The organism is Synechococcus lacustris str. Tous, assembly GCF_003011125.1.
Taxonomy (GTDB): domain Bacteria; phylum Cyanobacteriota; class Cyanobacteriia; order PCC-6307; family Cyanobiaceae; genus Synechococcus_D; species Synechococcus_D lacustris.
The window spans coordinates 12,473-34,293 of the sequence record NZ_PXVC01000009.1 but is presented as its reverse complement, the minus strand read 5'-3'; the positions used below and the strand labels follow the sequence as shown (position 1 = coordinate 34,293).

At 54.1% G+C, this 21,821-nt stretch carries 26 protein-coding genes; 11 read left to right on the top strand and 15 right to left on the bottom strand.

Annotation, left to right across the window (positions count from 1 at the left end; genetic code table 11):
• Positions 1 to 54: 54 nt before the first annotated feature.
• On the top strand, positions 55 to 1,176 hold the full coding sequence (ald, locus tag C7K08_RS03785) for an alanine dehydrogenase (protein ID WP_106499318.1): 1,122 nt from the start codon (positions 55 to 57) through the stop codon (positions 1,174 to 1,176).
• Here the strand turns inward: ald and C7K08_RS03780 are convergent.
• The 13 genes from C7K08_RS03780 to C7K08_RS03720 form a co-directional block, all read right to left on the bottom strand.
• Positions 1,157 to 2,251: a DUF3326 domain-containing protein gene (locus C7K08_RS03780; RefSeq protein WP_241537016.1), complete on the bottom strand. Its 1,095-nt coding sequence runs from the start codon at positions 2,249 to 2,251 to the stop codon at positions 1,157 to 1,159. The two genes, ald and C7K08_RS03780, sit on opposite strands and share 20 nt — an antisense overlap.
• Positions 2,218 to 2,394: a hypothetical protein gene (locus tag C7K08_RS15415; protein ID WP_161955810.1), complete on the bottom strand. Its 177-nt coding sequence runs from the start codon at positions 2,392 to 2,394 to the stop codon at positions 2,218 to 2,220. The genes C7K08_RS03780 and C7K08_RS15415 overlap by 34 nt, the downstream gene beginning before the upstream one ends.
• 53 nt (positions 2,395 to 2,447) lie before the next feature.
• On the bottom strand, positions 2,448 to 2,771 hold the full coding sequence (locus tag C7K08_RS03770) for a 2Fe-2S iron-sulfur cluster-binding protein (RefSeq protein ID WP_106499316.1): 324 nt from the start codon (positions 2,769 to 2,771) through the stop codon (positions 2,448 to 2,450).
• A gap of 8 nt (positions 2,772 to 2,779) precedes the next feature.
• The gene (locus C7K08_RS03765) at positions 2,780 to 3,541 is read right to left on the bottom strand and encodes a TIGR02466 family protein (RefSeq protein ID WP_241537015.1); all 762 of its coding nucleotides are present in this window, start codon (positions 3,539 to 3,541) and stop codon (positions 2,780 to 2,782) included.
• Positions 3,507 to 4,454 (bottom strand): F0F1 ATP synthase subunit gamma, encoded by a 948-nt coding sequence (locus tag C7K08_RS03760; protein WP_106499315.1) that lies wholly within the window; start codon positions 4,452 to 4,454, stop codon positions 3,507 to 3,509. The genes C7K08_RS03765 and C7K08_RS03760 overlap by 35 nt, the downstream gene beginning before the upstream one ends.
• Positions 4,455 to 4,464: 10 nt before the next feature.
• Positions 4,465 to 5,982, bottom strand: coding sequence for a F0F1 ATP synthase subunit alpha (gene atpA, locus C7K08_RS03755; protein ID WP_106499314.1), 1,518 nt, complete (start codon positions 5,980 to 5,982; stop codon positions 4,465 to 4,467).
• A gap of 47 nt (positions 5,983 to 6,029) precedes the next feature.
• Positions 6,030 to 6,578, bottom strand: coding sequence for an ATP synthase F1 subunit delta (gene atpH, locus C7K08_RS03750; RefSeq protein WP_106499313.1), 549 nt, complete (start codon positions 6,576 to 6,578; stop codon positions 6,030 to 6,032).
• A gap of 4 nt (positions 6,579 to 6,582) precedes the next feature.
• Positions 6,583 to 7,098 carry a F0F1 ATP synthase subunit B gene (locus tag C7K08_RS03745; protein ID WP_106499312.1) on the bottom strand — a complete coding sequence of 172 codons (516 nt, stop codon included), beginning with the start codon at positions 7,096 to 7,098 and terminating at the stop codon, positions 6,583 to 6,585.
• The gene (locus tag C7K08_RS03740) at positions 7,098 to 7,565 is read right to left on the bottom strand and encodes a F0F1 ATP synthase subunit B' (protein ID WP_106499311.1); all 468 of its coding nucleotides are present in this window, start codon (positions 7,563 to 7,565) and stop codon (positions 7,098 to 7,100) included. Before C7K08_RS03740 ends, C7K08_RS03745 begins: the two co-directional genes overlap by 1 nt.
• A gap of 68 nt (positions 7,566 to 7,633) precedes the next feature.
• Positions 7,634 to 7,882 (bottom strand): ATP synthase F0 subunit C, encoded by a 249-nt coding sequence (gene atpE / locus C7K08_RS03735; protein WP_106499310.1) that lies wholly within the window; start codon positions 7,880 to 7,882, stop codon positions 7,634 to 7,636.
• A gap of 144 nt (positions 7,883 to 8,026) precedes the next feature.
• On the bottom strand, positions 8,027 to 8,746 hold the full coding sequence (gene atpB / locus C7K08_RS03730) for a F0F1 ATP synthase subunit A (protein WP_106499309.1): 720 nt from the start codon (positions 8,744 to 8,746) through the stop codon (positions 8,027 to 8,029).
• 6 nt (positions 8,747 to 8,752) lie between these two features.
• Positions 8,753 to 9,346, bottom strand: a complete 594-nt coding sequence (locus C7K08_RS16310) for an ATP synthase subunit I (RefSeq protein WP_241537014.1) — start codon at positions 9,344 to 9,346, stop codon at positions 8,753 to 8,755.
• A gap of 25 nt (positions 9,347 to 9,371) precedes the next feature.
• Positions 9,372 to 10,577: a class I SAM-dependent methyltransferase gene (locus C7K08_RS03720; RefSeq protein WP_193464806.1), complete on the bottom strand. Its 1,206-nt coding sequence runs from the start codon at positions 10,575 to 10,577 to the stop codon at positions 9,372 to 9,374.
• Positions 10,578 to 10,701: 124 nt separating this feature from the next.
• On the opposite strand from C7K08_RS03720, the gene C7K08_RS03715 reads away from it, so the two are divergent.
• The 7 genes from C7K08_RS03715 to C7K08_RS03685 all read left to right on the top strand — a co-directional run bounded on the left by C7K08_RS03715 (position 10,702) and on the right by C7K08_RS03685 (position 18,474).
• Positions 10,702 to 13,611, top strand: coding sequence for a phycobilisome rod-core linker polypeptide (locus C7K08_RS03715; protein ID WP_106499308.1), 2,910 nt, complete (start codon positions 10,702 to 10,704; stop codon positions 13,609 to 13,611).
• Between the two features lie 293 nt (positions 13,612 to 13,904).
• Positions 13,905 to 14,390, top strand: a complete 486-nt coding sequence (locus C7K08_RS03710) for a globin family protein (protein ID WP_106499307.1) — start codon at positions 13,905 to 13,907, stop codon at positions 14,388 to 14,390.
• A gap of 37 nt (positions 14,391 to 14,427) precedes the next feature.
• Positions 14,428 to 14,916, top strand: a complete 489-nt coding sequence (gene apcB, locus C7K08_RS03705; protein ID WP_106499306.1) for an allophycocyanin subunit beta — start codon at positions 14,428 to 14,430, stop codon at positions 14,914 to 14,916.
• Positions 14,917 to 14,945: 29 nt separating this feature from the next.
• Positions 14,946 to 15,146, top strand: a complete 201-nt coding sequence (locus C7K08_RS03700; protein WP_106499305.1) for a phycobilisome linker polypeptide — start codon at positions 14,946 to 14,948, stop codon at positions 15,144 to 15,146.
• A 113-nt stretch (positions 15,147 to 15,259) separates the two neighbouring features.
• On the top strand, positions 15,260 to 16,399 hold the full coding sequence (locus C7K08_RS03695) for an FtsW/RodA/SpoVE family cell cycle protein (protein ID WP_106499304.1): 1,140 nt from the start codon (positions 15,260 to 15,262) through the stop codon (positions 16,397 to 16,399).
• 24 nt (positions 16,400 to 16,423) lie between these two features.
• The gene (locus C7K08_RS03690) at positions 16,424 to 17,155 is read left to right on the top strand and encodes a cytochrome c biogenesis protein CcdA (RefSeq protein WP_106499303.1); all 732 of its coding nucleotides are present in this window, start codon (positions 16,424 to 16,426) and stop codon (positions 17,153 to 17,155) included.
• Between the two features lie 11 nt (positions 17,156 to 17,166).
• Positions 17,167 to 18,474, top strand: coding sequence for a cytochrome c biogenesis ResB family protein (locus C7K08_RS03685; protein ID WP_106499330.1), 1,308 nt, complete (start codon positions 17,167 to 17,169; stop codon positions 18,472 to 18,474).
• Here the strand turns inward: C7K08_RS03685 and queF are convergent.
• Positions 18,443 to 18,841, bottom strand: coding sequence for a preQ(1) synthase (gene queF / locus C7K08_RS03680; RefSeq protein WP_241537013.1), 399 nt, complete (start codon positions 18,839 to 18,841; stop codon positions 18,443 to 18,445). The genes C7K08_RS03685 and queF overlap by 32 nt on opposite strands.
• 131 nt (positions 18,842 to 18,972) lie before the next feature.
• Here queF and C7K08_RS03675 point away from each other — a divergent pair, with 131 nt between their 5' ends.
• Positions 18,973 to 19,311: a P-II family nitrogen regulator gene (locus tag C7K08_RS03675; RefSeq protein WP_106499301.1), complete on the top strand. Its 339-nt coding sequence runs from the start codon at positions 18,973 to 18,975 to the stop codon at positions 19,309 to 19,311.
• A 1-nt stretch (position 19,312) separates the two neighbouring features.
• Here the strand turns inward: C7K08_RS03675 and C7K08_RS03670 are convergent, their stop codons facing one another.
• Positions 19,313 to 20,131: a TlyA family RNA methyltransferase gene (locus C7K08_RS03670; RefSeq protein ID WP_106499300.1), complete on the bottom strand. Its 819-nt coding sequence runs from the start codon at positions 20,129 to 20,131 to the stop codon at positions 19,313 to 19,315.
• A 124-nt stretch (positions 20,132 to 20,255) separates the two neighbouring features.
• Here C7K08_RS03670 and C7K08_RS03665 point away from each other — a divergent pair, with 124 nt between their 5' ends.
• A complete protein-coding gene (locus tag C7K08_RS03665; protein ID WP_341272130.1) occupies positions 20,256 to 20,498 on the top strand; it encodes a hypothetical protein in 243 nt (80 codons plus the stop codon).
• A 25-nt stretch (positions 20,499 to 20,523) separates the two neighbouring features.
• On the top strand, positions 20,524 to 21,819 hold the full coding sequence (gene purB, locus C7K08_RS03660; protein WP_106499299.1) for an adenylosuccinate lyase: 1,296 nt from the start codon (positions 20,524 to 20,526) through the stop codon (positions 21,817 to 21,819).
• The last annotated feature ends 2 nt before the right edge of the window (positions 21,820 to 21,821 follow it).

Sequence of the window (21,821 nt, the reverse complement as noted above, 5' to 3'; positions counted from 1 at the left end):
TTTACTGGCGCATAGGCCAATAAGTAGCCAGGCTAAGGAGAGCAAAACCTCACCATGGCATCCATCAGCAGCATCGGCATTCCGCGGGAAATTAAGCGGGATGAGAAACGGGTTGCCCTTACCCCAGATGGAGTGAGGGAGTTGGTTTCTGTTGGTTTAGAAGTGCGGGTAGAACATGGCGCCGGTGCCGGCGCCGGCATCCACGACGAAGCCTTTACCCAAGCTGGTGCCCAACTGGTGGATTGTGAAACCGCCTGGGCTGCCCATCTGGTTGTGAAGGTAAAGGAACCCCAGGAACAGGAATTTCAATATTTGCGCTCTGATCTAGTGCTGTTTACCTACCTGCACCTAGCTGCCTACCCAGCGGTGGGGAAAGCCCTGCTAAACGCTGGATGCACCTCAATTGCCTATGAAACGGTGCAACTTGAAGATGGCAGCTTGCCCCTKTTAGCGCCAATGAGCGAAATTGCTGGGCGGCTAGCCACCCAGGCCGGGGCCTACCTATTGGAGAAACCCCATGGCGGCAGGGGGGTGCTTTTGGGTGGTTGCACCGGAGTAAAACCAGCGCGGGTGGTGGTTTTAGGGGCAGGCACSGTGGGTTGGAATGCGGCCCGCATAGCCGCGGCCATGGATGCAGAGGTGTTGCTTTTAGATCGCTCCCCCCAACGGCTGCGCAGCCTTGAGGCCCAGCGGCGCGGCAGGCTTGTGAGCTTGGTTAGCAGCCGCGGCCTGATTGAGCGGGTGGTACCCACCGCCGACCTCCTGATCGGCGCTGTTTTAACCCCAGGAGGCAGGGCGCCCACCTTGGTGGATGAACAGTTGGTGAAGCAAATGCGTGCGGGTTCAGTGATCGTGGATGTGGCAATYGATCAAGGCGGCTGCATTGCCACCAGCGAAGAAACCACCCACACCGAACCTGTACTTGAAAAATTTGGCGTTCAGCACTACGCCGTTGGCAATATGCCAGGGGCTGTGCCATTCACYTCAACSGAAGCATTAGTAAGCGTTACCCTCCCTTAYATTGTTACAATTGCAGGMAGAGGATTGAGCGAAGCAGTTACCGAAAGGCCTGAACTTTTGTCTGGGCTTAACACTATTGAAGGTTCTGTTTGCCATCCAGGTGTAGCTAAAGCACTTGGYTTAACTCCCAGGCACCCTATGGCTTGCTTGCGATAGGCAATGGTCTGTATAAACTTCCAGGGTTGAGGCCTTCCCTTAGTGCTACCACTAAACCKGCTGCCTCGCAATAGGTTTCCACTTGCCATAKGGGTGCTTCAAGGGCATCAAAACCCAAGGCTGCCGCAGACACATTCATCAAACTGCTGTTACTTTGCACCGCAATAACGGGAATACAACGTTTAGTTGCCTCTARAAGCGCTTCACCACCCATGGCAGCAGCAGGCACCACCACAGCGCCCACCTGATCGATCGAAAGTTCACCGCTTTGCCATGGATTAATGGCTGGTTGCAAATTGGGGGCGCGGCTCAAACCCACGAGCACACAAGGTAGAAACGTATGGCCTAATTCTTCAGCGGCGGCACGGGGATCTAATTCATTTAGTAGTGGTAGGGCGGCCAAGGCAGGGGCATGGGCGCAGGGAATACCTAGCTGGCGCACTAAAAGATGGCTAATAATTGCCTCTGCCCCTGCYAGGGCGTCTACACCAGCGCCACAGCGATAGGCCTGYAATTCGCTGCTATCGGGTTCATCGGGGAAACGGGCCACCACTGCAATGGCAGTGGCACCRGCCRCTTTTAACTTTTCTCCCGCCTGCAACAAGCGATCTGGATGCTTCAGGCTGCCCCAACTGCTGCCACTTGAACCCTGGGAAAGGCTCACCCCAAGCGGGCCATCRCTGATCAAAACCGGGCCAATATCCAAGCCAAGGGTGGCGCGGGCCGCGTCGAGCACCTGTTGATGGCGCAACAATAAATTTGCTTCGATGGCAGCATCAAACAACACACCGATGCGCTGSCGTCTGCAGGGGCTTAAGCGCCAATCACCTCTGGCAAAACCATCAAGGGCCCAGCCCTCCACGTAATGAATACGTTGATCGCTCCAATACAGGGAAGCGCCATTCAACACATTGGGATGGCTKATCAAACACCCACTGGCTGCAGCTAATAAACGGGCCACCGGCAGGGCATCCCCGGCAAATCCACCCTGCTCACAGGCGATACCGGTGGGAATTATCAACAAAGTTGGCAGGGGATTCATCAAACCAGCAACACCGCCTCCAGCTGCAGCCATTGCAAATCAGCGCGTAATTCAGCTGCGGTAATCGCCCAGCGCAGGGGTTCCCCATGGGCACTGAGCGCATGCCTACACRYACCGGCTGGATCATTTAGCCATTGCTGCCGYGGCAATTCAAAGTCAACTTGGATSGCTATCAATTTCAGCTCAACCAATTTTTTAGATTCATTTTTAGATTCATTWTTAGWTTCGTTCACTTTTGATACTTACCAAACTGAGCTTCATATAGAGCATCTTCTTGGCATGCYAATAACTGCAAATCACTGCGGGGATAGGCCACACACATCAAAGCAAAACCCTGATTTCGCAGTTCCTGTTTCACACCCATTGCATCGGGTTGATCAACGCTGCCCGCTTCAATGCGAGCTGCGCAGGTGGTGCATACCCCCGAACAGCAGGAGCTTGGCAAGGCTAAATCCGCCGCCTCTGCCGCCGAAAGCAGGGTTTGATCAGCGGMGCAATTAAAAYTGTGCAACTGATCATTGATGCGGATAGATACCGCGTATACCTGGGCCATAGCTCGACTTAGGGCATCAGATTGCCATCTTGCCGCAGGGGGTCCCACAGGCTGGGATGGGGGGGCAGATATTCAGCGCTGGTGGGCCCGGGCGGTGCGGTTAGCACAAGGTCGAAACTAATTGAGAACCGAGTGTTATCACTGCAATTCTCAAGTACTGCATGGTCTAGGCGGGCGGGGAACAGGAGCAATAATCCAGCGTGGGCGGCAACGTCATGGTGGGAAATACTGCGGGCTGCAGATGCTTCAAGGGGGCCCTGGCCACCAACTGCCATGCCAGGAATCAATTCATTAAGGGGATTTGGATTAAATAAACGCAGGGCTCCACATTTACCGCTGCCATTACCACTTAAGTAATAAACAGCACTCAAATGGGCATTGGGATGGTGATGGCGGCCAATCAATTGACCAGGCTCACTAATCACCGGCCAACTGCGTTGAATATGCACACAAACGCTGCCAGGCTTAAATCCCAAGCCAAGCAAATAATCAGCCACGTACTTTTCAAGTTGCTCAACCAACCAAGCGGCATCCTGGCAGCGATGTATTTGATGGTGGCCGTGTAAATCACCGGTCCATGCGCAACCCGGCTCTGAGTTGCCTTCGGCGCTGCCCCGCATAGCAAGGAATTGCTGCAGTAAACAGGCAGTATCTATGGGATCGGGCTTAAGTTGAACAGCGGCTAAYGCCACTGAAAACAGGTTATTTATCAGCGGTAATTGCTGTTCACCCACCTCAAGCCATTGCCGATGCTCCGCCCACAACTTCAAGAATTTCTTGGGTAATTGCAGCCTGGCGCGCCTTGTTGTAGTCGAGGGTTAGAGACTTTGCTAAAGCCTTGGCRTTATCACTTGCATTATTCATGGCAGTCATCCGGCTGGCCAATTCACTAGCAGAGGCTTCCTGCAAAGAGCGCAAGATTTGATTCTGCAAATACAATGGCARTAGAGARTCRAGCAACTCGCTGGGGCTTTGCTCAAAAACAATATCGGATTGTAATTTAGGTTGAGTATTAGCTGATGATGAGCGCTCTACCGATAACGAACCTTCCTTGGATGTAAGCCGGAAGATTTCATCATCGGGCTTTGCAATTCCTTGGGGGTCGAGGGGAAGAAGTGTTTGGTAAACAGGGTTAGTGCTCACCAAGTTAATGAACTTGGTGAAAATTAGCTCAACGCGATCGGTGCCACCGCCTATGAATTCAGCAAGTAACACCTGGGCGATTTTATTTGCCTCAGCTGCATTTGGAACCTGGTTTAGGCCAATGAAACTATTCACAATTGGATATTTCCGGTTGCGGAAATAAACATCAACCTTGCGGCCAATAGTAATTAGTGAAAGCTCRTGACCAGCCGCCTTCAATTCAGCAAAACGTTGTTCGGTGCGTTTGATTATGTTTGCGTTGTAGCCACCGCACAAACCACGGTCGCCTGTGATTGCCACCAGGGTGATGTGGCGAGGTTCACGGGTTTGCARTAGGGGGGTATCGGCCACCTCAAAACCCATGCGGGCTTGCAAACTTTCTAAAACCCGAGCCAAGCGATCAGCAAAGGGTCTAGTGCGCAAYACCTGTTCTTGAGCCCTGCGCACTTTCGCCGCAGCCACTAAGCGCATTGCTTCTGTGATCTTGCGGGTGTTTTTAACCGAACTGATGCGGTCGCGTATCTCTTTAAGGTTRGCCATGTTTTAAACCTCAGGCTGCGACCATAAGGCCAGCCACAACTTCCTTGATCGCTGTTTTGAGCGTTGCTTCAGAGGCATCACTCAGCACTTTTTCAGTTTGCACTGCCTTGATGTATTCAGGCTGRCTGCTCTTGAGATACTCGCGAAGTTCACGCACAAATTCAGCAACCTTTTCAACGGGCAGTTCATCCAGGTAACCCTTGGTGCCCGCATACACAATTGCCACCTGCTCAGCAAGAATCAGGGGGCTGAACTGGGGCTGTTTTAGCAATTCCCGCAGGCGYTTACCCCTGCCAAGTTGGGCTTGGGTAGCTGCATCCAAGTCGGAGGCAAACTGGGAGAAGGCCGCCAGTTCATCGAATTGGGCGAGCTCTAATTTCAAGGTGCCGGCAATTTTCTTAATCGCCTTGGTTTGAGCTGCACCACCCACCCGGCTCACCGAGATACCAACGTTGATGGCTGGTCGCAAACCTGAGTTGAAAAGGTCTGAACTCAGGAACACCTGGCCATCGGTAATTGAAATCACGTTTGTTGGRATGTATGCAGACACATCACCCGCCTGGGTTTCAATGATGGGAAGGGCGGTCATGCTGCCCTTGCCCATGGCATCAGACAACTTGGCAGCGCGCTCAAGCAAACGGCTGTGGCAATAGAAAACATCTCCTGGATATGCCTCCCTGCCTGGGGGACGACGCAGCAATAGCGACATTTGGCGATAGGCCTGGGCCTGTTTTGTTAGGTCGTCGTAGATAACCAAGGTTGCTTTGCCCTGATACATGAAGTGCTCAGCAATGGCAGCTCCTGTGTATGGGGCTAGGTATTGCAGTGAAGCGGGTTCAGAAGCACTAGCCGCAACAATCACGGTGTAATCAAGGGCTCCCTTTTCGCGGAGTACATCCACAAGGTTTGCAACGGAGGCAGCCTTTTGACCAATGGCTACATAAACACAAACCACATCTTCACCCTTTTGGTTGATGATGGTGTCGATGGCGATAGCACTCTTACCGGTTTGGCGGTCGCCGATTATCAATTCTCGTTGGCCCCTGCCGATGGGGATCATTGCATCGATGGCGGTAATCCCGGTTTGCATCGGTTCATGCACCGATTTGCGTTGAATGATTCCAGGGGCCATGGATTCAATCAAACGAGAGTCGCTAGTTGCTATCTCGCCCTTGCCATCAAGGGGTAAACCAAGGGGGTTAACAACCCTGCCCAACATCGCTTGGCCAACGGGCACTGAAGCGATTTTTCCCGTGGCCTTAACTGTGCCGCCCTCTTGGATACCAACACCTTCCCCCATCAACACAACRCCAACGTTGTCGTCTTCCAAGTTGAGGGCCAAGCCTTCGGTGCCATCTTCAAAAACCACCAACTCGCCGGCCATCACCTGTTCGAGGCCGTAGATGCGAGCGATGCCATCGCCAACTTGCAACACGGTGCCAACATTGCTCACCGAAATAGATTTGTCGTAGTCCTCAATTTGCTGTTTGAGGATGGCGCTGATCTCGTCGGGACGGATGGAAACCATGGCAGGAAAGCGGTGTTAGGGGAGGAGAGGGAACGGGTAATTGAAAATCAGGCGGCCCGTGCCAGGGACAGGCCAAGACGCTTCACCTGCCCAAGCAGGCTGGCATCTACTACCTGGGAGCCAAGTTGCACAACAAAACCACCAATCAAGGTGGGATCCACACTCAACTCAATATCCACTGAGTTGGTGCCGGCCATGGCCTTTACCTTCTCGGTGAGCTTGAGCTGCTGCTCCTTAGAAAGGGCMGTGGCGGAGATCACCTTGGCAAGGGTGATGCCCCGCAGCTCCCTGTAGAGCTCGAGAAAACGATTAAGCACGGCATCAAGAATGCCGATGCGCTGTCTATCAACCAACACTTTGAGCAGATTCAGCATGGAAGGGCTGATGCTGGCTCCAAACATTGCCACAAGGGCACTTTTCTTAGCATCCAGGGCCAACACGGGGGAGCGCATTGCCCCTTGCAGATCAGCGGAGCTSTGCCAAGCATCAAGCAAGGCCTTTGCTTCAACGGCCAATGCGTCGGCACCACCGGCAGCTTCACCCACTTGAAGCAGGGCGTCGGCATAGGGGGTAGCTAGGGAATTAAGTAGTGGCATGGTTCTATCCGAGTGCCTCGATGGAACGATCTATCAATTGAGCCTGCTTGGCGGCGGTGAGTTTTGCAGGTARGGCCTCAATGGCCTTTTCCATGGCAGACCTGGCGGTTTCAAGCCTCAGAGCTTCCACAACCCTTGCGGCTTCKGCGCTCAAATTAGAAACTGCATCCTGCTTGATGCGGGCCATTTCCTCAATCGTGCGCCTTTCGCTGTCTTCCCTAATGGCCATGGCCCTTTGCTTGCCATCGCTAATGATTTTCAATGCGGTGGCTTGGGCTTGAGAAAGTTCTAAACGGCCTTCTTCAAGGGCTTTAGAAGCAATCASTAGGCGCTCTTCTGCATCCTTTAGGTCGGCCAGGATCGATTCACGCCGGCGTTCCAGRATTCCTCCCAAAAAGCCCTTGAGAAACCACACCAAAACCGCGATCACAATGATCAGGTTGATGATGTTGGTRTCAAAAATATCTGTGTTTAAGCCAAACCCTTCGGTGGCAAGCAAMAGTGGGGAAATAGTTGTCATCAGGCTGCAAGCAAGCGGTCAACTATCAAMGACCCGAGCTTGGTGGCTTGGGTATCGATGCCGGCAAAAGCTTCTGCTTTTTGGGCTTCGATTTGCACTCGAGATTTTTCCCGAGTGGCATTGGCATCTGCTTGGGCCAGGGCTAGGGCATCGCGAAAAAGGCGATCCACCTCCGCTTCAGCCTCTTGAACCAAGGCTTGGGATTGCTTTCTGGCATCAACCAACTGGGCTTTTAATTCCAGTTCTAGGCGTTCTGCTTGAACAAGTTTTTCCTTTGCCTCAGCGCGGCTAGAGCTGATGTAGCCCTCCCGCTCTTCCACCGCCTTACCAACGGGTCGGAAAAACAGGGCGTTGAGAATAAAAGTGAGCAGCACCACTTGCACTGCCATCAAAGGCAGGGTGGCATCTAAATCAAACAGACCGCCCTTGGGGGCAGCTGCTTCGGCCAGCATTAGCCAGCTATGCATGGAACCGGAGGCGCTGGGACAGGGGAATGGTGCTTAGGGGGCGTTCAAACGCCCCCTGGGGCCAATGATCAGCCGGCGAATGGGTTCGCAAACAGAAGCACTAGGGAAACCACCAAGCCGTAGATGGTTAGAGCTTCCATGAAGGCCAGGGAAAGCAGCAGGGTGCCGCGGATTTTGCCTTCGGCTTCGGGCTGGCGGGCAATGCCCTCAACAGCACCACCGGCAGCGGTGCCCTGGCCAATACCAGGACCGATGGCACCAAGGCCGACAGCGAGACCAGCGGCCAATACGGACGCAGCGGAGGTGATGGAATCCATGGTGGAACAGATGGGGTGGTGCGCTAGAAGCGCGGGACTAACTGGGAAGCGATCCCTGCGACTGGGACGTTGGCCGGAGAGCTAACGGGTGCGGAAAAAACCGAACCTGCGCGCAGGAGGTCTAGCAGATCGTGGGTACGATCCTTAGTGATGCTCTTCGTGCACGGCTTCACCGATGTAATAAGCGGCGAGGGTGGCGAAGATCAARGCTTGGATGGCACTGGTAAACAAACCCAGAAACATTGCTGGTAGGGGTACCACCAATGGCACAAGGAAAGCGAGAACAGCTACTACCAATTCGTCGGCAAGAATGTTGCCAAATAAACGGAAAGATAGTGATAAAGGTTTAGTRAAATCCTCAACAATCTTGAACGGAAGCATGATTGGAGTTGGTTCCACGTAGTACTCGAAGTACCGCAAACCCTTCCTGCTTAAACCAGCGTAGAAATATGCAAGGGAAACCAACAAAGCCAAGGCGATGGTGGTGTTGATATCGGCGGTTGGAGCACCCAATTCTCCACTGGGGAGATGAACGAGTTTCCAGGGGATTAAAGCCCCTCCCCAATTGCTTACAAAAATGAATAGGAACAGGGTGCCAAYGAAAGGCAGCCAATCCCGGTAAGCCTTTTCGCCGATTTGATCTCTAGCCAAATCACGCAAGTAATCCCAGAGAAATTCCAGGAGGTTCTGCACACCGCGGGGGTCGCGCTCCATCTTGCGGGTACCCGCTACCACGAGGGCAAGCAGGGCACCAATAACAATCCAGGAACTGAGAAAAACCTGACCATGCAGGTTTAGTTGACCAACTTTCCAATAAAGGTGTTGACCAACCTCGAGTTCGGCAAGGGGGAGGTTAAAAGGCACCGGAACCTAGGCGTTTGAGGAGGGTGAAGGGGAATTAGCAGCTGGCTTAACGATCCAGAGATCAAGGGCCGTACTGATAATCACCGCCGGCTTGTAGATCAGAAAACCGATCAGGGCCGGAAGGAGCTGCAAAAGGGGCCAGCGGGTGGAGAGCAGCACCAAAGTTACGGGTACGAGCAGCTGGACTTTGCCCACCTGCTTATTGGTTCCACCCAGTTTCTGCACCGATCGTGAGAGCAGAAAMAGGTAAACCAAACCACCCATAGACCCGATGGCCACACTCAAGGCTGTGGGACCGTTGAATCGCCATCCAGCCACCAACACCGCTAGGGCAGAAAGCCCCAAAGTGAACAGCAGCAGGCGCCTTTGCAGGCTGCGATATTCAGCCATTGGATCAATTACTGGGCCGGTGACAAGCACCTCGCCAGGGGATGAAACAACGGGTGAGCTCGTAACCAAATCCTGCTCCAAAGGGGCAGGCAGAAGGGGCGATTCATCCCTACCGGAAAGCTGATGAAGAATCGAATCCCGCAGCGATCCTCCCTCGGCCGAGGCAGWTGGAGAGGATGCCGTTGACGACACGATCGTTTCAGCGTCCAAGGCCCGCGGAATCTATCACGTGCCTTCAGTTATCCAAGCCGAGCAAAAGCACTCCAGATCCCCATAGTTGGCGGGCAATTTCAGATGTTTGGCTCGCCTCCCAGCCCAAATTGAGGTTGGAAAGCCTTGTTGGCATTGCTGACGTGGCTGCTAAACACTCCATAAAAGTGAGCTGCAACGGGCTCAAATTCAAAGGACGCAGCTCTTGATCCAAAAGACTTGCTCCAGGCCAACCCCAAAGGCAAGGGTTGCGCTCCAAGGTGGCTTGCCAAAGGAGTTCGTTGTTGTTCCAGCTTTGCCTTGGCAGCTGTTTGTTAGAGAGAAAAAACTCAAAATGGCTGATATCAGGATCGAGGGCTTCCATCAACAGCCATTGCTGCTCCTGGGGCAAGGCCTGGGCCCGCTCCAGCAATTCGCCCTCAAGTAGGCGCTTGGGATCCCATTGATCGGGGTTACTGAAACCAAGGAAGGTGAGCTCAGCCCCCTCCACAAATCGCCAAAGCCCCTGCAGGTTGTAGCTGGTTTCTTGGGGGTGGAGATACATGTCAGCAAAATTTGCATCTGCGCTTGTGTCGATCAACCAACGCTGTTCGTGCCTTTGTTTAAGCCTGTTGTCAGCCGGCAAGTTCTGGAASARTTGCCTTCCCAAGCGCAAACCATCCCCATCGCTTTTTGCCCCCAATAGGGCTAGCGAACGCTGAATTCGATGGATTTCCCAGCGGCCCCCATCCGCATACAAAAACAGGTGCAGCAATCCCCCTGGTGCCAGTAGGGGCGCTAGGGCCTTCAGACCATTTAGGGGATTTTCGAGGTGATGCAGCACCCCAACACTGTTGATGTGTTCAAAGGGTCCCTCCCCCGCCAGATCCAGCAAACTGCGCTGTTCAAAGCGCACCTGAGCCAGGCCACCGGAACGCCGCAATCTTTCACGGGCCACCTCAAGGGCACCACCGCTGATGTCYACGGCAAGGATTTCTGCCCCTGGATTGAGATGGGCGAGGTAGTCGGTGCTAACGCCCGTACCGCAGCCCGCATCAAGAATGCGCAGGGATTTGCCAGCCGCTGGGGTTGTGCCGGTGCAATGGCTATGGGCAGCCCGATGGCACCAACGCCAGTTGTAGCCAGGGGGTGGRCCGTCCTGGAGGGGATCACCTGGGTAGGGGAAGCGGTCGTAGAAAGCACCCACCACAGGGGTGGCCCCATCGGTAGCTGGGGGAACGGGTATGGCCATCAAATCCACGGATCAGCGGAAGATCTGAGCCTCTCATTCACCGGGGTGGGCTGCAAACATTTGTTCATCTGAATGCCGTTGGCTCCGGCCGCAGCCGTAATCTGCACAACAGAGGAGCTCATTCATGTCTGTAACCGCMAGCAGCGGMAGCCCCAGGGTTAGCCCCCAGCTTTACGACACCCTCCCACTCGCCAATGTTCGTCAAGCGGAACAGCAGGACCGCTTTCCGGATAAGGGCGAGCTAGATAGCCTCATAACCTTTTTCCAGAGCGGCCAAAACCGGGTTGAAGCCGCTCGCCGCCTGAGCGCCAATGCCAACGCGATCGTTGCCAAGGCGGCCAATCGCATTTTTGTGGGAGGCACCCCCCTTTCCTACTTAGATAAACCATTGGTTCCCGTTGCAGTGGGCGCTGCTGGGGAGGTGGCACTTGCAGCAGACCAAGCTGCTTTTGCTAGTTCGGTTCAAACCTTTGCCCAAGGCAGTGGCGGCAGCGGGCTGCTGGGGCGGATTCGGGAGGGTTTCCAAGCAGCAGCTGATGTGCAGGTGGTTATTCCATCTGGATTTACGCCAATCAATGTTTCGCGCTACGGCAACTCCAGGATGCGCAAGTCGTTGCGGGATCTGGGTTGGTTTCTGCGCTATGTGGGCTACGCCTTGGTGGCCGGCGATCCCAGCATTCTTGCGGTGAATGCAAGGGGCCTTAGGGATCTGCTTGAGAAGGGCTGCTCCCTGCCAGCCACAAACCTGGCACTGCAGGAGATGCGGGCGGCCTCAGCTGATTTGTTTGTTGATAACCCAACGGCTCGGGAGCTGGTTATCGCTTGCTTCAATGTGCTYATTGATGAGTTGGCGGTTTCCACCCCCTCCACCCGTCAAAGGCTTGGCAGCCCTCAGCAGCAGGGATTGCAGCTTCCTGCGATCTATGCGCTGGCGGCGGAAGGGGCCCAGCGCTTTGTGATGCGTCCAGGTTTATCSGGTAGCGAAAAAGCAGAAATTATCCGCGCTGCCCAACGCCAGGTATTTGAACGGGACATCGCTAAGGCCTATTCCCAAGAACCCTGTTCTGTGGAAGCAAGCCAAGTGCGCCAGGGGCAAATCTCCATGCGGGAATTCATCCGTGCCCTTGGCAAAAGTAAGGAATATCGCACCCAATTCTTCGGCCGCTTTTCAAATAGCCGCGCCGTTGAACTGGCATTTCGCCATTTCCTTGGCAGGGGCCCTAGCTCCCTTGAAGAATTCCGCAAATACTTCGCAATCGTTAGCGCCCAAGGGCTAGGTGGCTTRGTTGATTCCCTGATCAACAGCATGGAATACGCCAKRGTATTTGGCGAAGAAACCGTTCCTTACTTGCGTGATCTTGGTGAAGAGGCCCAAGAGAGTGCTGGCTGGGGCTCAAATCGCAAACTTTTCCAATTCAGCGCACCCTTTGAGGGGGCACCCCAATACGTAACCCTTTATGCCGCCTACCGCCAACCCYTAGCTGATCAACATGTTTACGGTGGCGGCAATGATCCAATTGGCTTGCAATACGGGGCAATCTTCCCTTCCGCCACCGCTTCAGTAGCCACTAGGCCTGCCCCCCATGGCTACCGCACCAGGCGGCTTTTGGTGGGTAATGGCATGGAAAGCCCAGGCCAAATGGATAGCCCTGGATTTAGATCATCCCAACCGCGGCGGGTGGGCCCCAAAGTGGTGCGGTTGCAACAAATCGCCACCGGYGGCAGCTCAAAACCAAAGCGTGGTGGTTCAGCCAATATCCGCAACACAGAATCAAGCACCCAAGCAGTTATCAATGCTGTTTATGTGCAGATCCTTGGCAATAGCGGCTACGCCGGTGATCGAATCAGCTCAGAGGAAAATAAACTTGAAAAYGGCAACATTAGCCTGCGGGAATTCATCCGAATGGTGGCGCGCTCCAAGGCTTTCCGCCGCCGTTATTGGAGTGGTTTATATATCACTAAAGCCATTGAAGTRATGCACCGGCGCTTACTGGGGCGCCCCAGCTTTGGCCGCTGGGAAATCAATAGCTATTTCGACATCGCAGCCCGCAAAGGCTTCTATGGTGTTGTAGATGCACTAATAAATAGCAAGGAATRTATTGAAGCCTTCGGGGAAGACACGGTTCCCTACGAGCGCTTCATCACCGCCAATGATCTAAACGGCCGCAGGGTACCTGCCCTGCGTATGCCTTTAGATTTTTCTKCAATTAAGGAACCACAAAAAAGCTTCAGCCAGCAAAAACGTCCGGATATTTATTCAAGCTCGTTGATGAATACCCCGGGTAGCATCACCCCCCGTAATTTCCCTGGCCAATCAAACGCAAATGCGGGGCTCTGGCGGGCTGATGTTGGCGGGCAAATTGTTGAAGCTCAACCCCGCTGGATCCAAAGCCAAAACAACAGCATTAGGCAACTGCCAARCCCAAATCGTGGCTGGAGTGCACCCCGYTGGCAAAGCGATAGCAGCCAATCAGGCAAAGGGGTACAAGCCAAGGGGCTTAAGCAAGCTTTGGGCCTGCAATCTGAAAATGCAGCTTCCAAAGTATTTAGCCTCAGCAAGGGGGCCAGTGTCGCTGAAAAAGAGGAGTTGATCTGCGCCGTTTATCGCCARCTTTTAAATCGAATTCCCTTCGCTTCAGAGCGCTTRATTGAAGCCGAATCAAAATTTTGCAACGGCCAAATCGACGTTGCCAAATTTGTAGCCCAAGTGGCCGCTAACGATTTATTTCAACAAAGGCTCTGGTTGATGACCCCAATGGCAGCTGCAAGTGCAGCCCACATGGCCCTACTTGGTAGAGCTCCAGAGGCCGCTGAGGCAACTGCATTTCTTAGCGGCCGGGCCCAAATGGGGCAGGTAAAAGCAATTGAAGCAGTGCTCAATTCAGCTAGCTATAAAACAAGTTTTGGTGCAAACACCGTTCCCTATCTCAAGGGYCTCGGCAGCCAGCCAGGAATGGCCCTGAGCAGCCTTGTGCGCACAGCAACCCTCTACGGCGGCAACGGGGGGCTAACCCCTGCAATTAAGCCAAACTAAAAATAATACTAATCTCCCCCCAACTAGATTGGCTTATTTGTTTTCAACAATAATAGGGAAATAGTATCAATAACTTCCTTCAGAGCTCCTGCAAGCAAAGGGATCTGCTTGGCTATTTAGGCACCAAGGGCCGTGAAGAACTGTTACCGCAATCCGGGAAATCTTCAGTAACTGCCGCAGAATGCATTGGTGATCAGGCACACTGATCCAGCAACCGGCTAAGGCTGGAAGCACCCAAACCCACAGGATCCCGGCCTCCGCTTTGGTGGCCGCTTGCTTCGAGGCAGAACTGCATGAGCATCGTCTCCAACTCGATTATCAACGCGGACGCTGAGGCCCGCTATCTCAGCCCTGGCGAACTCGACCAGATCAAGGCTTTCGTGACCGGCGGMCAACGCCGTCTTCGCGTCGCCCAGGTCTTGGCCGAAGGTCGCGAGCGGATTGTGAAGCAGGCCGGCGGCGCGTTGTTCCAACGTCGTCCCGACGTCATTTCCCCAGGCGGAAACGCCTATGGCGAGGAGATGACTGCTACCTGTCTGCGCGACATGGACTACTACCTTCGCCTTGTCACCTATGGAGTGGTGGCAGGTGATGTCACACCGATTGAAGAAATCGGGGTGATTGGCGCCAAAGAAATGTACAAAGCCCTTGGCACTCCCCTTGAGGCCATGGCCCTTGCCGTGCGGGAGATGAAGAGTGCCGCCATGGGTCTGCTCAGCGGAGCTGATGCCGAAGAAGCTGGCTCTTACTTCGACTACGTAATCGGCGCCCTCTCCTGAGGCCCGAACGCTTTCACCACTTCACCCTCAGGGATCCATGCAAGACGCGATCACTAACGTCATCAACCAATCCGATGTTCAGGGCCTTTACCTGGACACCAACGCCATGGGGCGCCTTGAGCAGTACTTCACCAGTGGTGAACTGCGGGTGCGTGCTGCCACCACCATCAGCGCTAATTCCGCCGCCATCATCCGTGATGCGGTAGCAAAGGCCCTGCTTTATTCAGACATCACCCGTCCCGGCGGGAACATGTACACCACCCGTCGCTATGCAGCTTGCATCCGCGACATGGATTACTACCTCCGCTATGCCACCTACGCCATGTTGGCTGGCGACACATCAATCCTTGATGAGCGGGTTCTGAATGGCCTCAAGGAAACCTATAACTCCTTAGGTGTTCCCATTGGCGCAACGGTTCAGGCAATCCAAGCCATGAAGGAAGCCACAGCATCCTTAGTGGGCTCAGATGCTGGCCGTGAAATGGCCGTTTATCTCGATTACATCTGCTCCGGCCTCGGCAACTGAGCAGGAGCTCCCCCTCACCTAGGAGCCCCATGCGCCTCTTTAAAATCACAGCCTGCATCCCCTCTCCCGAGAAGGTGAGAACCCAAAGGGAATTGCAAAACACCTACTTCACCAAGTGGGTGCCCTACGAAAGCTGGTTTGCTGAACAGCAGCGAATCATGAAACAGGGTGGAAAAATACTCAAAGTTGAATTGGTTACCGGTAAGCGGCAAACCAATGTGGGCAACTAAAAAGCTGCTTCACCCCCTATAAAAGCCCGGTTCAGCCGGGCTTTTTTTTGTCCCTAATCCATGGCTAAAAAGCCACAGCGGCGGCTGAATGAATTATCAAGCAATTAACAGGCATGGCCAGGGTTAGCAGCCATTCATCTGCGGGGTTATTGCCTTTACAACTCAATCTTTGGCCAGCTGAAACGCGTTTGTTATTTGGCCTMATAGTGGCCTGGAGCGCTTTTGGCTTAATGGTGCTGGCATCTGCCAGTTGGTGGATTTCTGCCCGAGAGATGGGCGATGCCCTCTACACGATTAAGCGTCAATTGATTTGGTTGGTGGCTGGTTGGGGCTTGTTTTTTGTGATCATCCGTTCGCCCCTAAGGCGTTGGTTGCGTTTAGCGGCCCCTGCCCTGCTGGTGGGAGGGGCCATGATCGCCCTCACTTTGGTAATGGGAACAACCGTTAATGGTGCCAGCCGCTGGTTGGTGATCGGCCCGATTCAGTTGCAACCCACTGAACTRATCAAACCCTTTGTGGTGCTGCAAGGGGCCACTTTATTTGCCCATTGGCGCCGTTTAGGGGTKGAACAGCGGCTGCTTTGGCTTGCCGTATTTGGCGGTTTAATTCTGCTAATTCTCAAACAACCAAATCTCAGCACCGCTGCCCTCACAGGCCTTTTGCTTTGGTTAATCGCCTTGGCATCGGGTTTACCTTTGCCTTGGCTGGTGGGTAGCGCCGGTTTAGGCGGGGTGGTTGGCACCATAAGCATCCTGGCCAATGAATACCAACGYCTCCGGGTTACATCTTTTCTTGAYCCCTGGAAAGATCCCCAGGGCAATGGTTATCAGCTAGTTCAAAGCCTTTTGGCGATTGGCTCCGGTGGCGTAACAGGCACTGGCTATGGCCTTAGCACCCAGAAACTTATGTATTTGCCGATCCAAACYACAGATTTCATCTTTGCTGTGTAYGCGGAGGAATTTGGTTTTGTTGGTTCTYTAGTGCTGTTGTTATTTCTTGCAATATTTGCAGTGGTGGGTTTRCAAGTTGCCATGMGGGCTAGAAGCAACCAAACCCGTTTGGTTGCAATTGGCTGCACCGCCCTATTGGTGGGGCAGTCGCTTATGAACATCGCCGTWGCGAGTGGAGCAATGCCCACCACTGGCTTACCGCTTCCCTTGGTTAGCTACGGCGGCAACTCTCTACTGGCAAGCCTGGCAACGGCAGGTTTATTGATCCGTTGTTCGCTGGAATCAAGCGATCAACATGCCTGATGGCCCAATGGATAGGCTGAAGGGGTGGATTTATCCCTCGCCATTTCTGATCTAGCTCGCGCCAGCGAGCAGCTGTTGAAAGGTGGCTTGCAAAATCCAGGACCTGGAACTTTTGCCTTGGTTTTTGGCGCTGGCCTACTCACCAGCCTTGGCCCCTGCAGTTTGTCTTTATTGCCTGTGAGCCTTGCCTACTTGGCTGGATTTGGCACTGAAGATTCAGRAGCMGCGCCTCGCAGCCCCTGGCAACGCAGTTTTGGCTTTTGCTTTGGGGTGGTKGCAGCCTTGGTTTTGCTTGGCACYGCGAGCGCCCTACTGGGCAGTCTTTATGGCCAAACACCAGAGGGCATATCTGTTTTGGTGGCCCTGCTGGCTGTGTTAATGGGACTCAATCTGCTCGGCWTAGTGCCCTTGCGCTTACCAGCGGGCCCTGATCCGGAACGCTGGCGCAAACGGGTTCCCCCATTACTTGCGCCMGTAGCAGCGGGCCTTGCCTTTGGCTTAGCGGCCTCACCATGCACTACCCCTGTGCTGGCTGTTTTGCTCGCTTGGATTGCAGAAACTGGYAGGCCCCTGCTGGGTATGGCTTTACTAGCTTGTTTTGGCAGCGGCCAGGTGTTGCCCCTACTCCTGGCGGGTACCCTTGCTGCTTCGCTACCAAAACTATTGGCGCTGCGCTCAGTTAGCAGATGGGTTCCGCCCATCAGTGGTGCGGTGCTKGTGGCCCTAGGGGGATTGAGCCTGCTGGCACGCCTTTAATGAAWTTAGGAATGCTTGAACTGCTTAAAAAATGGGCCAACAAGTTGGCGGCAGGGCTTTCAGATCTGCGGGTGGCAATTATTTTGCTGTTGGTGATAGCTAGCAGCAGCGGCCTTGGCACCGCCATACCCCAGGGGGAGCCAAACAGTTTTTATCTGGAGCGCTACAACCCCCACCCTTGGCTTGGKTTTTTGGGTGGTGAGCAACTGCTCAATTTGGAATTAGACCATCTATATACCAGTAATTGGTTTTTATTTTTGCTGGCCTGGCTTGCCGTTGCTCTGCTGCTTTGCAGTTTGCGRCGCCAATGGCCKGCCCTAAAAGCTGGTTTGCGCTGGCTTGATTACAGCCAACCGCGGCARCTGAGCAAATTAGCTGTTGCCRCAAGCATCAACAATTCAAATGGCGATCAAGCCCTGCTTGATCTAGCTAMCCAYCTAAGGCAAAAGGGTTGGGCTGTTAAACCKGGCCCCCAGCGYTTAGCTGCCCGCCGCGGTCTYGTGGGTCGGGTGGGGCCACTGCTGGTGCATGCCGGTTTGATCGTGTTCATGGTGGGGGCCGTGGTGGGGGCCTTCGGCGGCCAAAGGTTGGAGCGCTACCTGGCKCCGGGCCGTTCTTTGGAGCTCCTCAACCGCCAGGGKGAAACCCAATTGGAATTATCGCTGAGCAAATTTGCCATCGATCGCGACCCCGCCGGACGGCCTGAACAGTTCAGCTCCAGTATTGAATTAAATGATAGCGATGCAAATAAACCCCTAGCTACAAAAGTAAGCGTTAATCATCCAATCAGGCATCGGGGTATCACTATTTACCAAGCCGATTGGTCGTTAGCTGCAATCACATTGCAACTGGGCAATAGCCCTTTACTGCAATTGCCATTGCAAACCTTCCCAGAACTGGGCGAGCAGGTTTGGGGGATAGTTCTACCAACAAAACCCGATGGAACCAATCCCGTTTTAATCGCGCTTCAAACCGAGATCGGCCCTGCCCAAGTTTTTGCTGCTGGCAGTGAATTATTGGGCTTATTGCCGGTGGGAGGTGAAGCAGTTGAAATCTATGGCATACCAATTCGYCTGGTGGATGTGTTACCCGCAAGTGGCTTGCTAATTAAACGCGACCCGGGTGTACCTCTGGTTTATACAGGTTTTGCAATTCTGTTACTMGGAGGCGGGCTYAGCCTTATTGCCACTCGCCAGCTSTGGGCCATCGCAGAGGGGGATACGCTACATATAGGTGGCTTATGCAATCGCAATCTCACTGCTTTTGCCGATGAACTACCACTAATTGCTAATGCTGCTCTACACCATGGTGCACCGTAATTACGGTATGTACGTTGCCCCTTGGGTTGAAATCAGCCACTAATTCCATCCAGATTGGTGCAGCAGCTGCCACAAAATCATCCAGGATGCGATTCACAACCTCCTCATGGGAAATAGTGCAATCGCGCCAACTATTAACATAAAGYTTAAGTGCCTTCAACTCCAGAACCCTTGGGCCAGGTTGATAGTTAAGTTGCAGTTTTGCAAAGTCTGGATAACCAGAGAATGGGCATTTACAAGTGAATTCCGGCAATGAAATTGCRATGTTATATGGCCTTTGCTGTTGGGGGTTATCAAAACAGATCAGTTCAGCGGCTGCGATATTGCGTTCGCCATAGGCAGGGCTCTGGGTGCTTGGAACAGTCACGAAATAAAAGTGGATGGGGGGAAATSAATTAACCGTAACTATCGCTACGCAAAAATGGGCAGGCGGTTCCTGAAATGGATCTGCAGCCATAATTCTGGCAAAGCACTCCCCATGGCATAGCCACCAAAACAATGAAAAAAATAGAAGCAGTGATCCGCCCCTTCAAGCTCGACGACGTGAAGATGGCCCTAGTGAATGCCGGCATCGTTGGCATGACCGTTACGGAAGTGCGTGGTTTTGGCCGCCAGAAAGGCCAGGTGGAGCGCTACCGCGGCTCAGAATTCACCGTTGAATTTCTGCAGAAACTAAAACTGGAAATCGTTGTAGACGACGGCCAGGTGGATACGGTTGTGAGCGCTGTGCAGGAAGCAGCCCGCACAGGTGAGATCGGTGATGGCAAGATTTTTGTAACGCCAGTGGAATCGGTAATTCGCATCCGCACTGGCGACCGCGACACCAGCGCCATCTAGCTCAAGGCCCATTGGCCCTATCCACCACCTGGGCCACTAAATCCGCCCATTTATCTGGCTCAAAGTGGGGCTTTGGCCCCAACCAAAGCAGATATTCATGGTTGCCMGCGGGGCCGGTGATGGGGGATGCAACCAATCCCTGGGGCACCCAGCCCAGGSCAGYTGCCGCCACGGCCACWGCCAACACRGCATCCCCTTGCGCCTTGAGATCCCGCACCACCCCGCCTTTTCCCACCCTCTGGCGCCCCACTTCAAATTGGGGTTTCACCAGCAAAATCGCTTCTGCAGCAGCAGCGCCCGCCAGCAATCCCTGCAAAGCTGGCAGCACCAAGCCAAGGGAAATAAAGGAAAGATCCGCCACCGCAAGGGTGGGCAATGGATCATCGGGTTTGTAGAGATCTTCGGCTTTTAGATGCCTCACATTGGTGCGTTCCTTGAGCACAATTCGGGGGTTGGTGCGCAGGCTCCAGGCAATTTGTCCGTAGCCAACRTCGATGCCATAAATTCGCGCCGCACCGTGTTGAAGCAAACAATCGCTAAAACCACCTGTTGAAATTCCGGCATCAAGGCAACAGCGGCCATCCACTTGAATTGGTAACTGGCTTAGGGCTGCCTCTAACTTTTCACCGCCCCTAGAAACAAATCGAGGTGGCAGCTCCACTTGAGGTAAGGCATCAAGATCGATCTCACGGCCTGGTTTATCGAGAATTTCCGCACCTAAACGCACCCGCCCGGCTCGAATCAATTGTTGGGCCTGTTGCCGGCTTGCCACTAAGCCAAGTTCCAGCAAGCGCAGGTCTAGGCGTTGGCGATTGGCCATGGCGCTGGCAATTGCTGTATTGAACTACGTAACAGAAAAGCATCCCAAWTCCGAGGAAATCCGAACGCAGCTCGCGTTTAAGCAAAAACCTGCCTGAGAATCAATAAAAGTTTTTTGGAGGAAAATGGCTCAGGCCATCAGCCAACCTGAGCTCAGGCCCTGCGAGAGCCCTARGGCAAAAGTGTTGATGTTTCCACAACGCTTGCAACCTGGCAGTTTTGTGAAATTGCTCCACCATCCCCACGACCTACCTGCCTTTGAGCTRATCCATTGCAATGGCCGCCGCTGTTGGGTGAGGCAACAGGCTTGGGGGTCTGCCGTTTTTTGGGAAGTGTCGCGGCTAAGTATCACAGCCGACGCTAGTTAGATTGATAGTTGACTGAATAATCGCCTTGATCGAGCGTTATACCYTGCCCGARATGGGCGGGATCTGGACAGAACAGGCCAAGTTCCAAAGCTGGCTGGAWGTGGAAATTGCCGCCTGCGARGCYCAGGCCCAGTTAGGCAAGGTGCCTGCTGAGGCGCTAGCGGAGATCAAAAGCAAAGCCAGCTTTAGCCCCGAGCGCATCCTTGAAATAGAAGCTGAGGTGCGCCACGACGTAATCGCCTTCCTCACCAACGTTAATGAACASGTGGGGGATGCTGGCCGTTATATCCATGTGGGGATGACCAGCTCCGATGTGCTCGACACCGGCCTAGCCCTGCAGCTCAAGGCCTCGGTGGCACTGCTGCGCCAGGAACTAAATAATCTTGCYGCAGCAATCCGCCAGCAGGCYAGGGCCCACAAGCACACGGTGATGATTGGCCGCTCCCATGCCATCCATGGKGAGCCGATCACCTTTGGTTTCAAATTGGCCGGCTGGCTGGCGGAAACCGAACGCAACCAGGAGCGGCTCGAAAGGCTTGAGCAGGTGGTGGCCGTAGGCCAGATCAGTGGCGCCATGGGCACCTACGCCAACACCAATCCTGAGGTGGAGGCAATTGCCTGCGCCCATTTAGGCCTCACCCCAGACATCGCCAGCACCCAGGTGATCGGCCGCGACCGCCACGCCGAATACGTGCAAACCCTGGCCCTGGTGGGCACCTCCCTGGAACGGTTCTCCACGGAAATCCGCAACCTGCAGCGCAGTGATGTGCTGGAGGTGGAGGAGGAATTTGCCAAGGGTCAAAAGGGCAGTTCCGCCATGCCCCATAAGCGCAATCCAATCCGCAGTGAACGGATCAGCGGCCTAGCCCGGGTGCTGCGCAGCTACACGGTGGCGGCCCTTGAAAATGTGGCCCTTTGGCATGAGCGCGACATCAGCCATAGTTCCGTGGARCGAATGATGCTGCCGGATGTGAGCGTTACGCTCCATTTCATCCTGCGGGAGATGACCAAAGTTATTGCTGGCCTGCAGGTTTATCCAGCCAACATGGGCCGCAACCTCAACATCTATGGCGGCGTAGTTTTTAGCCAACGGGTGCTGCTGGCCCTGGTTGATAGCGGCCTAGCTCGCGAGGAGGCCTACCGGCTGGTGCAGGGCCATGCCCACAGCGCTTGGAACGTGGAAGGGGGCGATTTCCGCGCCAAGCTCGAGGCCGATCCGGCCATCACCAGCCACCTAAATGCCGCCCAKCTGGCTGAATGTTTCAGCACTGAATTGCACCAGGCCCAGCTGGATACRATTTATAAAAGACTCGATATCTAGGC

What these genes read in the sequence shown, in the direction of transcription:
- apcB (WP_106499306.1), top strand. Translation starts at nt 14,428, where the DNA reads ATGCAAGACGCGATCACTAACGTCATCAACCAATCCGATGTTCAGGGC.
- C7K08_RS03675 (WP_106499301.1), top strand. Translation starts at nt 18,973, where the DNA reads ATGAAAAAAATAGAAGCAGTGATCCGCCCCTTCAAGCTCGACGACGTG.
- atpE (WP_106499310.1), bottom strand. Translation starts at nt 7,882, where the DNA reads ATGGATTCCATCACCTCCGCTGCGTCCGTATTGGCCGCTGGTCTCGCT.
- C7K08_RS03700 (WP_106499305.1), top strand. Translation starts at nt 14,946, where the DNA reads ATGCGCCTCTTTAAAATCACAGCCTGCATCCCCTCTCCCGAGAAGGTG.